This window comes from Bacillus sp. 41-22 (genome assembly GCF_025809295.1).
Classification (GTDB): domain Bacteria; phylum Bacillota; class Bacilli; order Bacillales; family Bacillaceae_G; genus Bacillus_A; species Bacillus_A mycoides.
Genome location: NZ_CP084035.1, coordinates 506579 through 520862, shown reverse-complemented (window position 1 = coordinate 520862; position 14284 = coordinate 506579). Strand labels below are relative to the sequence as shown.

Annotated in this window: 10 protein-coding genes and 1 rRNA gene; 4 read left to right on the top strand and 7 right to left on the bottom strand. The window is 37.7% G+C overall.

Features of this window, described 5'->3' with window-relative positions:
- Positions 1 to 5 precede the first annotated feature (5 nt).
- Positions 6 to 1557, bottom strand: a 16S ribosomal RNA gene (locus tag LCF45_RS02660).
- Between the two features lie 447 nt (positions 1558 to 2004).
- Here LCF45_RS02660 and LCF45_RS02655 point away from each other — a divergent pair.
- On the top strand, positions 2005 to 2361 hold the full coding sequence (locus LCF45_RS02655) for a YgzB family protein (RefSeq protein ID WP_002125074.1): 357 nt from the start codon (positions 2005 to 2007) through the stop codon (positions 2359 to 2361).
- Positions 2362 to 2562: 201 nt separating this feature from the next.
- On the opposite strand, the gene perR is transcribed toward LCF45_RS02655, so the two are convergent.
- From perR to LCF45_RS02625, 6 genes are all read right to left on the bottom strand, one after another.
- Positions 2563 to 2991, bottom strand: a complete 429-nt coding sequence (gene perR, locus LCF45_RS02650; protein WP_000237831.1) for a peroxide-responsive transcriptional repressor PerR — start codon at positions 2989 to 2991, stop codon at positions 2563 to 2565.
- Between the two features lie 301 nt (positions 2992 to 3292).
- The gene (gene bcp / locus LCF45_RS02645; protein WP_002029647.1) at positions 3293 to 3748 is read right to left on the bottom strand and encodes a thioredoxin-dependent thiol peroxidase; all 456 of its coding nucleotides are present in this window, start codon (positions 3746 to 3748) and stop codon (positions 3293 to 3295) included.
- A gap of 44 nt (positions 3749 to 3792) precedes the next feature.
- The gene (locus tag LCF45_RS02640; RefSeq protein WP_002125072.1) at positions 3793 to 4197 is read right to left on the bottom strand and encodes a potassium channel family protein; all 405 of its coding nucleotides are present in this window, start codon (positions 4195 to 4197) and stop codon (positions 3793 to 3795) included.
- A 72-nt stretch (positions 4198 to 4269) separates the two neighbouring features.
- Positions 4270 to 5055, bottom strand: a complete 786-nt coding sequence (locus LCF45_RS02635) for an ABC transporter permease (RefSeq protein ID WP_002125070.1) — start codon at positions 5053 to 5055, stop codon at positions 4270 to 4272.
- Between the two features lie 4 nt (positions 5056 to 5059).
- On the bottom strand, positions 5060 to 5851 hold the full coding sequence (locus LCF45_RS02630; RefSeq protein WP_002125069.1) for an ABC transporter permease: 792 nt from the start codon (positions 5849 to 5851) through the stop codon (positions 5060 to 5062).
- On the bottom strand, positions 5844 to 6857 hold the full coding sequence (locus LCF45_RS02625) for an ABC transporter ATP-binding protein (RefSeq protein ID WP_000843656.1): 1014 nt from the start codon (positions 6855 to 6857) through the stop codon (positions 5844 to 5846). The genes LCF45_RS02630 and LCF45_RS02625 overlap by 8 nt, the downstream gene beginning before the upstream one ends.
- 127 nt (positions 6858 to 6984) lie before the next feature.
- On the opposite strand from LCF45_RS02625, the gene hemL reads away from it, so the two are divergent.
- From hemL to LCF45_RS02610, 3 genes are all read left to right on the top strand, one after another.
- Positions 6985 to 8283 (top strand): glutamate-1-semialdehyde-2,1-aminomutase, encoded by a 1299-nt coding sequence (gene hemL / locus LCF45_RS02620; RefSeq protein ID WP_002125067.1) that lies wholly within the window; start codon positions 6985 to 6987, stop codon positions 8281 to 8283.
- 198 nt (positions 8284 to 8481) lie between these two features.
- A complete protein-coding gene (locus LCF45_RS02615; protein ID WP_002186879.1) occupies positions 8482 to 12918 on the top strand; it encodes a glutamate synthase-related protein in 4437 nt (1478 codons plus the stop codon).
- A gap of 269 nt (positions 12919 to 13187) precedes the next feature.
- On the top strand, positions 13188 to 14276 hold the full coding sequence (locus LCF45_RS02610) for an aromatic acid exporter family protein (protein WP_002063696.1): 1089 nt from the start codon (positions 13188 to 13190) through the stop codon (positions 14274 to 14276).
- Positions 14277 to 14284: the final 8 nt, after the last annotated feature.

The following is a 14284-nucleotide window of genomic DNA, read 5'->3' as shown; positions in this document are numbered from 1 at the left end:
CATAGAAAGGAGGTGATCCAGCCGCACCTTCCGATACGGCTACCTTGTTACGACTTCACCCCAATCATCTGTCCCACCTTAGGCGGCTGGCTCCATAAAGGTTACCCCACCGACTTCGGGTGTTACAAACTCTCGTGGTGTGACGGGCGGTGTGTACAAGGCCCGGGAACGTATTCACCGCGGCATGCTGATCCGCGATTACTAGCGATTCCAGCTTCATGTAGGCGAGTTGCAGCCTACAATCCGAACTGAGAACGGTTTTATGAGATTAGCTCCACCTCGCGGTCTTGCAGCTCTTTGTACCGTCCATTGTAGCACGTGTGTAGCCCAGGTCATAAGGGGCATGATGATTTGACGTCATCCCCACCTTCCTCCGGTTTGTCACCGGCAGTCACCTTAGAGTGCCCAACTTAATGATGGCAACTAAGATCAAGGGTTGCGCTCGTTGCGGGACTTAACCCAACATCTCACGACACGAGCTGACGACAACCATGCACCACCTGTCACTCTGCTCCCGAAGGAGAAGCTCTATCTCTAGAGTTTTCAGAGGATGTCAAGACCTGGTAAGGTTCTTCGCGTTGCTTCGAATTAAACCACATGCTCCACCGCTTGTGCGGGCCCCCGTCAATTCCTTTGAGTTTCAGCCTTGCGGCCGTACTCCCCAGGCGGAGTGCTTAATGCGTTAACTTCAGCACTAAAGGGCGGAAACCCTCTAACACTTAGCACTCATCGTTTACGGCGTGGACTACCAGGGTATCTAATCCTGTTTGCTCCCCACGCTTTCGCGCCTCAGTGTCAGTTACAGACCAGAAAGTCGCCTTCGCCACTGGTGTTCCTCCATATCTCTACGCATTTCACCGCTACACATGGAATTCCACTTTCCTCTTCTGCACTCAAGTCTCCCAGTTTCCAATGACCCTCCACGGTTGAGCCGTGGGCTTTCACATCAGACTTAAGAAACCACCTGCGCGCGCTTTACGCCCAATAATTCCGGATAACGCTTGCCACCTACGTATTACCGCGGCTGCTGGCACGTAGTTAGCCGTGGCTTTCTGGTTAGGTACCGTCAAGGTGCCAGCTTATTCAACTAGCACTTGTTCTTCCCTAACAACAGAGTTTTACGACCCGAAAGCCTTCATCACTCACGCGGCGTTGCTCCGTCAGACTTTCGTCCATTGCGGAAGATTCCCTACTGCTGCCTCCCGTAGGAGTCTGGGCCGTGTCTCAGTCCCAGTGTGGCCGATCACCCTCTCAGGTCGGCTACGCATCGTCGCCTTGGTGAGCCGTTACCTCACCAACTAGCTAATGCGACGCGGGTCCATCCATAAGTGACAGCCGAAGCCGCCTTTCAATTTCGAACTATGCAGTTCAAAATATTATCCGGTATTAGCCCCGGTTTCCCGGAGTTATCCCAGTCTTATGGGTAGGTTACCCACGTGTTACTCACCCGTCCGCCGCTAACTTCATAAGAGCAAGCTCTTAATCCATTCGCTCGACTTGCATGTATTAGGCACGCCGCCAGCGTTCATCCTGAGCCAGGATCAAACTCTCCAATAAAGTTAGTTTGTCTAGCATCTAAAAATAAAAATTGACGTTCACGTTGTTTGTTTCGTTCAGTTTTCAAAGAACTACTTCGTCACTCAATTGCGACTTCCTTATGTTAACATCTTCGTTTTTCGATGTCAACTAAGTTTTTTAAATTTCTTTTTTGTCGTTTACTGCGTTTCCGCATCAGCGACGTTTATTAATATATCACGCAGTATATATAGGGTCAATACTTTTTCTGAAAAAATTTCACATCCCGTTAAAAAACTAAATTAACTATAGAAAAAAATTACTACTCCTCTTTTATAGACATGCTCCTTCCACCTAATCTCTTTCTGTATTTCATCTTAAAAGAAAGCACTACTGTTCTTTAATAAGTGATAAATTTAATCATCACCTTCGTTTTCATAAAATATTCTAAATTGTGTGTTATATTATTCCTATAGGAGTGTGGTGGGAATGGGTATTAAATATTCGAACAAAATTAATAAAATCCGAACCTTTGCATTGAGTTTAGTATTTATCGGCCTCTTCATTGCATACTTAGGTGTCTTTTTTCGCGAAAACATCATTATTATGACAACCTTTATGATGGTTGGTTTTTTAGCTGTCATCGCTAGCACTGTTGTTTACTTTTGGATTGGTATGTTATCTACAAAAACGATACAAATTATTTGTCCAAGCTGCGATAAACCAACAAAAATGCTCGGTCGTGTCGACGCATGTATGCATTGCAATCAACCTTTAACACTTGATCGAAATCTAGAAGGAAAAGAATTTGATGAGAAATATAATAAGAAGAGTTATAAATCATAGGTATATGGAGCTTACAAAACTAAAGAAGTTTCATCTCATTAAAAAGGTGATTTCTTAACTAAGAAATCACCTCTTGTATTTGTTCTTATTAAATTTGATTCTTCACTTAACATTTTAAATCCTCATGAGTCTAACACGATTCCCATATATAATAAAGAAAGAGGTCGACGTATAGCCGTCAGCCTCTTTCTTTATTATATATTACGCCTTATGACACTCTGGACAAACGCCATAAATTTCTAAGCGATGACTATTAATAACGAAGCCTGTCGTTTTTGCAGCTTCCTCTTCAAGCTGTTCCAATCCTCCATAAGGAAAATCAACAATCTTACCACATTTTTCGCAAATCACATGATAATGTTGACTTGTAACATAATCAAATCTACTTGAAGCATCCCCATAAGTTAATTCCTTTACAAGTCCAACTTCTTTAAACACACGTAAGTTATTATAGACAGTTGCAACACTCATATTTGGAAACTTACCTTCTAATGCTTTATAAATGTCATCCGCTGTTGGGTGCGTCATAGATTCCACAAGGTACTCTAAAATAGCATGACGCTGTGGAGTAATGCGTACACCCGTATTTTTCAGCATTTCTAGCGCTTCTTTTAATTCTTCTTTGACCACCGTCATGCACCCCGATTCTATACGGATTATTATTTTATAATTCTTATAAAGAGTGTACTCTTTTTCTTATAAATCGTCAATATTTCTACTATAAGTATGTGGTTTATTTTCGTATATAGCCTTATTCTTATGTATCTTCCCCCATTCCCTATACATTTACATAGAAAAAAGTGCGACATAATCGCACTTGGAATACTATCATCTGAGGAGGTATGCCCTACACTTTCACTTTATGTATCGCAAGAAAATATGTATAGACGCATGCCTTACATATGTATTTTTTCTCCTCATTAATATAGATTTATTTTATATAAGAAAGAACATCCTCAATATGCCCTTTCACTTTCACTTTACGCCACTCATTTACAAGCTCACCGTCTTTATTAATAAGGAATGTAGAACGCTCAATTCCCATGTACTCTTTTCCGAAGTTCTTTTTCAGCTTCCAAACATCGTACAATTCTGCTACTTTATGATCTTCGTCTACTAAAAGTACAAATGGAAGCTCATGCTTCTCAATGAATTTCATATGTCTATTTGCTGAATCTGGACTTACACCAAGTATAACCGTATCCTTCTCTTGAAATAATCCATATGCATCACGAAAATCACATGCTTCAGTTGTACATCCCGGAGTCATATCTTTCGGATAAAAATATAGGACTACATTTTTACCGCGAAAGTCAGCTAAGCGAATTTGTTCTCCGTTACTTCCTTCTAATGTAAATTCTGGTGCCATTTCTCCTACTGTAATCATTGTTATCACTCCTTCTCTTTTCTTTTACTATATCAAATGCGACCTTATTTTTCATTGTCTATTACAGATCTCATCACAAAGGCAAACGGTAATGTATATCCAATTAGCGCTTCTCCAATTGCAATCCATCTTCCGATTCCAATCGGAGCTATATCACCATATCCAACGGACAATAAAGTAACCGCGCTAAAATATAAACATATTTCAACGAGCTGAAAGGAATGAGCACTTAACCTATCCCCATCTTCTTTCAAAACTGCAAAACCCATTTCCTCTAGCACAACATAACTTAATCCAAACGCAATCAGTACCGTTGTATAAATCAAAAACAACGTAGCTAAATTGTACAGCGAAAAGAAACGATTGGAATTTGAATATGAACTCCATAATAATTGGACACTTCTCAAAATAGCGATTGCTGCAATTAATAGAATAAATCCCCATAACATGTCCTCCACCTCGTTTTATATGTATGAGGACTGTAGCTGATTTATCCCTTAGAAACGAACAAGCTTCTATAATTAATTTCCTGCACCACGATATCGTTTAACCCCTTGATTCCAGAGGGTAATTGCAATAGTAAAACAGATAACACCAACAATTGGAGTTGCGAAAGCATAGCTATTCCACTCTGTTTTTCTTAAAAAGTATGCTGCTGGATATACCCCAACAAATGCAAACGGTAAAACAAACGTTAAAACAAAGCGAATAACACGGTTATAAATATCAACAGGGTAGCGTCCATAATTCCCTATGTTATACATAAGCGGCATAATGGAACTTTTCGCATCCGACCAAAAGCCAAAACTTGCAAGCGTAACAAATATCCCGCCGTATACAAGTGCCCCTCCCCCTACCATGAGTAGGAATAAGAAGAAATCATACCAGTAAAAAGATAATTGCAGCTCCATTGCTGCATAACCCATCACAATAATCCCCGTAATAGCTCCAATTAAAGATTCAAGTTCCATTCTTTCTAATATAATTTGAAATAAACTATGAATCGGTCTCGTTAATATACGGTCCATTTCTCCTTTAATAATGTAACGATCATTAAAGTCCCATATATTAAAGAAAGCTGAAAAAATGGCAAACGGTACTAAAAAGAACCCATAAATAAAGATCACTTCTTCTCGGCTCCACCCTTTTAGTGCTTGGGTATGCCCAAACACAACGAGAATGAAGATTAAATTAACAGCTTGTAGTGATAAATCTGAAAGTAATCCGACGATAAAATCGCCACGATACTCCAATTTTGTTTTTATATATTGACTTGCATATTGCAAAAATAATTTTATATATATCATCTCGTCATCCCCCTTGTACGATTAGACGTTTTCTCGCCGTTTTCCACATCAGTACAATTGGAATAATAAGTATAATTGCCCAAATCACTTGAAATAACAAAGCTTCATATAACTTACTTCCTTGTATACCTTCAGAGAAAATCATACTCGGAATATAACTAATTGCTTGAAACGGTAAAAACACCATTGCTTTTTGGGCCCATAATGGATAAAAACTAATCGGTAATAATAAACCAGAAAATAAATCAATCACAACACGTTTTGCATACATAATTCCACTATTATTAAATAAGAAGAATGTAAGCATTCCCGTCATTAAATTTATTTGTGTATTAATGATAAAGCTAAATATTAACGATAAGAAGAAATATAACCACGTTTGAAAATTCGTTGTAATTTGTAATGAAAATAACAATGTAACGATGATCATACCTGGGATTGAAAAGAATGCAAAACGAAATATCCCTTCACCAAGACCTTGCATAACTTTCATTCCTAAATAATTATATGGACGAATTAGTTCTACCGCCACACGTCCTTCTTGAATCTCCATCGCAATTTCTCTATCTATATTATTGAAATAGAAAGCACGTGCCATCCATGCGATCGCAATATACGTAGTCATTTGCGAAATAGATAAACTTTCAATATTCTCTTTCCCGCTATAAATCGCTTGCCATAAAAAATAATACGCACCGATATTAATTGTATAAATTAATATCCCGCTGTAATAATTTGTACGATAAGCAAGCATCATTAAAAAACGAATGCGAATCATTTCAATATACTTACCCATGCTTAATACCTTCTTCATAAATGTTACGAATAATTTCCTCTGTAGACACTTCGTTAATTTTTAAATCTTTAATTTGAAAAGCTTGTACTACTTTAGAAATAAGCATTGAAATAATAATTTCTTCATTCGGGATTTTTGCAACCCACGCATTTTCCTCTTTCGCTTTTGACCAAACGACTTGACTATCTGGCATAACCATCGATAACATCTGATAAGAAACTGGAGCGACAAATTGAAAATGGATTTCCTTCTCTGCTCCCCACTGTGTGCGAAGGTTATTTAACGAACCGTCATACATAATATTTCCTTCATCCAGCATGATAACGCGCTCACATAAAGCTTCAATGTCAGTAATATCATGTGTTGTTAATAAAATTGTTGTTTTATAACGTTCATTCATCTCTTTTAAGAATTCACGTATTTTCAATTTCACAAGAACATCTAGCCCAATTGTTGGCTCATCTAAAAATAATAACGGTGGATTATGAATTAATGCTGCCGCTAATTCACAGCGCATTCTTTGGCCAAGAGATAACTTTCGGACCGGCTTATCTAATAAAGGACCAATATCTAACGTTTCGATTACGTGCTCCATATGTTCCTTATACTGAGCGTCTGAAACACCGTACACTTTCTTCAATAAACGAAATGATTCTTGTACCGCAATATCCCACCAAAGCTGAGAGCGCTGACCAAAAACAACACCAATTGTTCTCACAAATTCTTCTCTTTGTTTATGTGGATTCATTCCGTTCACCGTGATTTGTCCTGAAGTCGGAGTCAAAATCCCTGTAAGCATTTTAATCGTCGTTGATTTACCAGCACCATTCTCACCAATATAACCAACCATTTCACCTTGCTTCACAGTAAAAGACACATCATTTACTGCTGGTACTATTTTATAATTACGATTTAATAAATCGCGAAATGCACCCTTTAATCCCGGACGACTTGAATAGGCTGTAAACTCTTTACGTAACCCTTGTACCTCAATTACCGATTTCATAATCGGACCCCCTTCCTAAATGTCACAACGAATAGTTTACCCAACTGCTCCTTCTATCACAAACAATACGTCTTTTCTAAAAACATGTTAGAATAATACATAGATTTTTGTAAGGAGATGAATTGTAGTGAATTTCACGAAATCAGAAGCATTACATAAAGAAGCTTTAGAACATATCGTTGGTGGTGTTAATAGTCCTTCTCGTTCTTTCAAAGCAGTTGGAGGCGGTTCTCCCGTTGCAATGGAACGTGGAAAAGGTGCTTATTTCTGGGATGTAGATGGAAATAAATATATCGATTATTTAGCAGCATACGGTCCTATTATTACTGGACATGCTCACCCGCATATAACAAAAGCAATTACAACAGCTGCTGAAAATGGTGTACTATACGGAACGCCAACAGCACTAGAAGTAAAATTTGCAAAAATGTTAAAAGAAGCAATGCCTGCATTAGATAAAGTCCGCTTCGTAAACTCTGGTACAGAATCCGTTATGACAACCATTCGTGTTGCCCGCGCTTACACTGGTCGCACAAAAATTATGAAATTCGCTGGTTGTTACCACGGTCATTCCGATTTAGTACTTGTAGCAGCTGGTTCTGGTCCTTCTACTCTTGGAACTCCTGATTCAGCTGGTGTGCCACAAAGTATTGCACAAGAAGTTATTACCGTTCCCTTTAATAATGTAGAAACCTTAAAAGAAGCGTTAGATAAATGGGGACATGAAGTAGCAGCTATCCTTGTAGAGCCAATCGTTGGAAACTTCGGTATTGTAGAGCCTAAACCAGGATTCCTTGAAAAAGTAAACGAACTTGTTCACGAAGCTGGCGCATTAGTAATTTATGATGAAGTTATTACTGCTTTCCGCTTTATGTACGGTGGTGCTCAAGACTTACTTGGTGTAACACCAGACTTAACTGCACTTGGTAAAGTTATTGGCGGCGGACTTCCAATTGGCGCTTACGGTGGTAAGAAAGAAATTATGGAACAAGTTGCCCCGCTAGGACCTGCATACCAAGCAGGTACAATGGCAGGAAACCCTGCTTCTATGGCATCAGGTATCGCTTGCTTAGAAGTACTTCAACAAAAAGGCGTATACGAGAAATTAGATGAACTTGGCGCAATGCTTGAAAAAGGAATTTTAGAGCAAGCTACAAAACATAACATCGATATTACAGTAAACCGCCTAAAGGGTGCATTAACTGTATACTTCACGACAAATACAATTGAAGATTACGATGCAGCCAAAAATACAGATGGTGAAATGTTCGGTAGATTCTTCAAACTTATGCTTCAAGAAGGTATTAATTTAGCACCATCTAAATATGAAGCATGGTTCTTAACGACAGAACATACAAAAGAAGATATCGAATATACAATTGAAGCTGTTGGAAGAGCATTTGCTGCTTTAGCAGACAATAAATAATACTGTCATTACAAGGAAAAAAGAAAGCTTACCTTTCTTTTTTCCTTTTTTCTATTTCATAAATCCCACATTAATAGTATAATTATTCATAATTATCTGTTTTATATTCTTTTAGATCGTTATTATCTCTGTGTACAAGGTGATTTACACCTTAAATAGTAAGATTATTCAATCTTTTAAAAGAGGGGGGATTGACGGATGCTCAATAAAAAAAATACATGGACACCGTCTTTATTTCGAGATTATAGAAATGCAGAACATGATGCGTGTGGAATCGTTTCCGTTATGGAAAAAAGAAGAATTCCTACAAAAGAAAACATCGATCTTTGTATACAATCGCTAGTCAAAATGAATCATAGAGCTGGTTTCATTAATGGCGAAGGAGATGGTATCGGAATTCATATCGACATGCCAAAAGCACTTTGGAATGAAAAACTGAAAAGTAGCGGATATAATCCAACGATTGTGGATCATCCCCACTTTATCGTTGGACATTTTTTTCTAAACAAAAAAGAAAACATTGCTGAGTTAAAAGATTACATTCGTACGCAACTAAACAATGAAAGCTTTACAATTGTTCTCGAAAATGATGATGTAATAAACTCAGATGCACTCGGTCCGCTTGGTAAACAAGAAGAACCTTTATTTTGGCAAATTGCCCTTATCGCCGAAAGTGAAGTTAAAAATATTGAACAAACATTATTTGCTGTAACGATAAAAATAGAGGAAAACGAAGCGATTCACGTTGCTTCATTAAGTCGTGATCATGTTGTATATAAAGTTCTAGGTGCTGGAGATACACTTGTTGCCTATTACAACGATTTACAACACCCACTTATCGCTTCAACTATGACACTAGGACATAATCGCTATTCTACTAATACATTATCTAATTTTTTTCGTGTACAACCATTTAGCATTCTCGGACATAATGGTGAAATTAATACAATTGCCAAATTACGTGATCAAGCCGAAATGATTCATGTACCATTAACTGCAGGGGGAAGTGACTCCCAAGATTTAAACCGCACCTTAGAGACTCTTCTTGTTCAATATAACTACAGCTTATTTGAAGCGATGGATATACTATTCCCACCAATTATTAATGAAATAAAACTATACGAAACAAACTTACAAAACTTATACACTTATATAAGAGAAGCTTGGGGACACTTCGCACAAGGACCAGCTGGCATTGTTTCACGCTATAAAGATGAAGCTGTATTCAGCGTCGATTCCCTTGGCCTACGACCAGTATGGAAAGTAGAAACAGAAAGCTCTTATATTTTCTCTTCTGAACCTGGAGTTGTATCACCAACCGAATATGTAGAAGAACCGAAACCACTCGCTCCTGGAGAAAAGGTCGGATTAAAATGGAATAAACATGATGAACTTGTTCTTTATGAATACGACAAATACCAAATTGAAGTATATAATCGTTTCCAAAAACGAATCGATGTTAGCAATTATCATTTAAACTTATCTATCCCTGAAACAAAAGAAATCCAGGGATTATGTGATTCTGTTCAAGTTGAAACGAAACAGTACGTTTCTTTCGGGTGGGATCGAGAGCATATTCAGCTCCTTGAACAGATGGCAACAAAAGGAGTTGAGCCAATTCGCTCACTTGGTCATGACTCGCCACTTGCTGCACTCGATACGGATAGACGAAATATTGCTGACTTTATTAAAGAAAGTGTAGCTGTTGTTACAAACCCAGCAATTGACCGTGACCGTGAAATTGAACACTTCTCTACACGTACTGTACTTGGAGAGCGTCCAAGTTTATCAAGTAAGATGAAACAGCCATTTGTAGTTGAGATGCTTTCACCAATTATTTTAGAAGGAAGTGTTGCACAATCTATTGCAGAGGAATTGCACACAATTACGTACGAACAACTTATACAGTTGTTCGTTACACATAGCTCTATCGCTACAATTTCTGCTACCTTCAGTCCGTCAGAAACTTTACAATGCGCATTAAATCGAATTAGTTCCGAAGCGATAGCTGCCGTTAACAATGGTGCTTCCCTACTATTATTAGATGACACAAAAGCTCATCAAAATGAACAGTTATGGATGGATCCACATTTAGTTACCGCTAAAGTACATCAAGTATTAAGTGAAAATAAATTACGCCGAAACTGTTCTCTCGTTATACGTTCTGGTGCTCTTCGCTCCTTACACGATATCGTCACGCTATATGGATTAGGAGCAGACAGTATTAATCCATATTTATTGTTCGCGACCGTAAATGATGGATCAAAAACACCAATTACGAATCTGTATAATGCACTTAATAAAGGACTAGAGAAAGTCATTTCAACAATTGGAATTCATGAGTTACGTGGTTACGGCCGCCTCTATTCCTCTATCGGATTACATGAGGAAATCGCAAATATATTACAAATTACGAATTTCTTCGGTTCAAATGATTTAGCTTTTTCACTTGAATCGCTTGCTAAAGATGCAAAATCGCGGGCAGATGATTATAACAACCCTAAAATTAGAATGCGAAAATCATTTCATATATTCCCGCGGATTTGGAAAGCAATTGGAGATGTTGCAAAAGGAAATTCTTATGATGATTACCGCGACAAGTTAAGTGAATTAGAAGACAATAATCCGATTGCAATCAGACACCTTGTTCAAACGAAACAAACAAAGCATGTCGTTCCAGCTGAAGAAGTGTCTATTAGCATTCAAAATCATGATTTACCGTTTATTATTAGTTCCATGTCATTCGGTTCTCAAAATGAAATCGCCTTTCGTGCATATGCAGAAGCTGCCGATCAGCTAAATATGATTAGTTTGAACGGTGAAGGCGGCGAAATTAAAGATATGATTGGCAAATACCCAAATACACGTGGACAACAAGTTGCATCTGGCCGATTTGGAGTAAACGCTGAACTACTAAATTCATCAAATTTAATTGAAATAAAAATCGGTCAAGGCGCAAAACCTGGCGAAGGCGGACATTTACCAGGTTCTAAAGTAACCGCAAAAATTGCTGAGGCACGTAATGCTACAATTGGATCAGATTTAATTTCGCCTTCTAACAACCATGATATTTATTCGATTGAAGATTTAGCTCAAATGATTACAGAAATTAAAACGGCTAATCAACTTGCAAAAGTAGCCGTAAAAGTCCCTGTCGTTCCTAACATCGGAACAATTGCTGTCGGTATCGCAAAAGCTGGCGCTGATTTTATTAACATTAGCGGATTTGACGGCGGAACAGGTGCTGCACGTATTCATGCATTACAACATGTAGGTCTTCCAGTAGAAATCGGTGTTAAAGCTGCTCACAACGCTCTACTAGAATCGGGTATGAGACATAAAGTAGAGATTTGGGCCGATGGTGGTATTCGAAGTGTAAATGACGCCTTAAAAATCATGCTTCTTGGAGCAAACCGTATTGGGTTTGGCACATTATCAATGATTGCAATCGGCTGTACAACTTGCCGTGGTTGTCATCTAGATACTTGCCATGTTGGAATTGCAACACAAATTGAATCTGAAGCACAAGCGAAAGAGCATGGATTACGCCGCTTCGTCCCGCGCGAATTAGAAAGCGCAGTTGCTGGCCTATTAAATTTATTCACCACTTTCGGTGTAGAATTGAAACGGTTAACAGGGCAACTCGGTTATACAAATTTACAAGAAATTGTCGGGCGTTCCGATTTATTAGAACAAGTTCGAGGTCAAGATTTGTTAGAGTTATGTAATTTACTGCAAACAATAGAAAATCCAACTGTTACAACAACAGTATCTGTAAAAGAAAAACAATTTGAAACAGTGCATTCTCCTCACTCAAAAGAATTAGTAGGAGTTGGCGTAGAACAACGAGTTATGGGCGGTTTAGAATCTTGTTATCGCGTTCGCAGTAAATTATATGAAGATACAAAGCTTGAACCACTTACATTAAAGTATACAAATGGCTCTGTTCCTGGAAATGGATTAGGTGCTTACAATAGCGAAAACTTATTTATACACGTAAATGGCGGTGCGCAAGATGGTATCGGTAAAACTTCATTTGGCGGTGGCATTTATATAACGAAAGCAAAAGGTAAAAATGGAACATATTATAACGGATCTGTCGGAAAAGGATTTGGATACGGCGCTCAAAAAGGTGCATTATACGTGCAAGGTAACGCTGATGCTCGTGCTGGCATTCGCCTTTCTGGAGCAGATATGATAATTGGAGGCAGAATTACAAAACCACTCCGCGAAAAAGAACAAGGAAATATCGGAGTATATTCTAATATAAAAGGATTTGCTTTTGAATATATGACAAATGGTCGCGCTCTTGTTTTAGGAGATCCTGGTCCATGGATTTGTGCCGGCATGACTGGTGGTGTTGTTTATTTACATCATGAGCCAAACTTAGGTTTAACAGAACACGCTTTAAAAAGAAGAATTGCTAAAGGTGCAAATGTAACATTGCAGCCAATTAGTAAAAATGGTTTGCAAGATGTGAATGAATTATTATTAGACTACATTCGTGTATTAAATGAGCACGAACAATATGAAGAAGTCGCTTTGTTAACGCCATTATTAGATGATATCCAGCTTCACTTCTATGAAATTATCCCGAAAAAAGAACAGGCGGATCCATCTATTTCAACTGAATGACATGTACAATATTTATTTTCATAAAAAAATTGACGAAGCGAACATCGCATAGTAATCTAGAATAACAATTTGAAACCTGCTGAAATTCAGCAGGTTTTTTTATTAAAGAATAGATGTTTAAAGAGAATTTGGAGAAATTATAAATTGATTGTAATTTATTTATTAAACTTTTTAACGTCACTAAAATATCACTTGCTAACATATTGTAATGAATGTATAGTATCATGTTGTACATTCATTATGACAAGAGAAAGGATATCAATAAGGGTATGAAACTTGGTGCTCGCATTTTAAAAACGGGTATTGCCATTACATTAGCTTTATTTGCTTGTATTTTACTTCAATTACCGAGTCCTGTATTTGCGGGAATCTCAGCTATCTTTGCTGTTCAACCGTCTGTATACCGCTCGTATTTAACTGCTCTTGAGCAAATTCAAGCAAACGTAATTGGTGCTGTATTCGCTATCGTATTTGCTACTGCTTTTGGACATAATCCTTTTATTATTGGATTAACGTGTATATTAGTAATTGCTCTTACTTTACAATTACGCTTAGAAAAAACAATATCACTCGCTTTAGTAACAGTTATCGCCATTATGGAGTATCAAGGCGAAGATTTCTTTAATTTTGCCTTACTTCGATTCGCGACGATTATGATTGGAATTATTGCGGCTTCGCTTGTAAATTTAGTATTTATGCCGCCAAAATATGAAACAAAACTTTACCATCGCATCGTTGATAATACAGAGGAAATTGTTAAATGGATTCGTATGAACAGTAGGCAAGCTTCTGATTTTACAACGCTAAAAACCGATATTGATCGCATGAAAGAAAAAATGATTAAACTAAATCATTACTATTTGCTGTATAAAGAAGAAAGAAGCTATACGAAAAAAATACAATTCGCGAAAATTCGTAAGCTCGTTTTATTCAGACAAATGTTAGCGACAACAAGCCGCGCTTTAAGCACGTTAAAATCATTACATCGCACCGAAAATGAACTGCGCTATATGCCAGAAGAGTTTCAGGAATCTATTCAAAACGAACTTGATTCATTAACGCATTATCACGAACAAGTGTTATTAAAATTTATTGGTAAAGCAAAGAAACAACAATCCGTTGAGATGCTTGATGAAGTTGAAACCGGTAAACAAGAATTGATTGATATCTTTATGGATTATCAAAATAAAGACGATGAGGAAGCATATAAAATATGGTTACACCTCTTCCCTCTTATTTCTTCAATTATTAACTACAGTGAGGAAGTAGAGCATTTAGATTTACTTGTGGATAGCTTCTACACATACCATAAACCAGAAAGCGAACTCCAAATCGAAGATAAAAAAGAAGACGAATAAAAAAACAG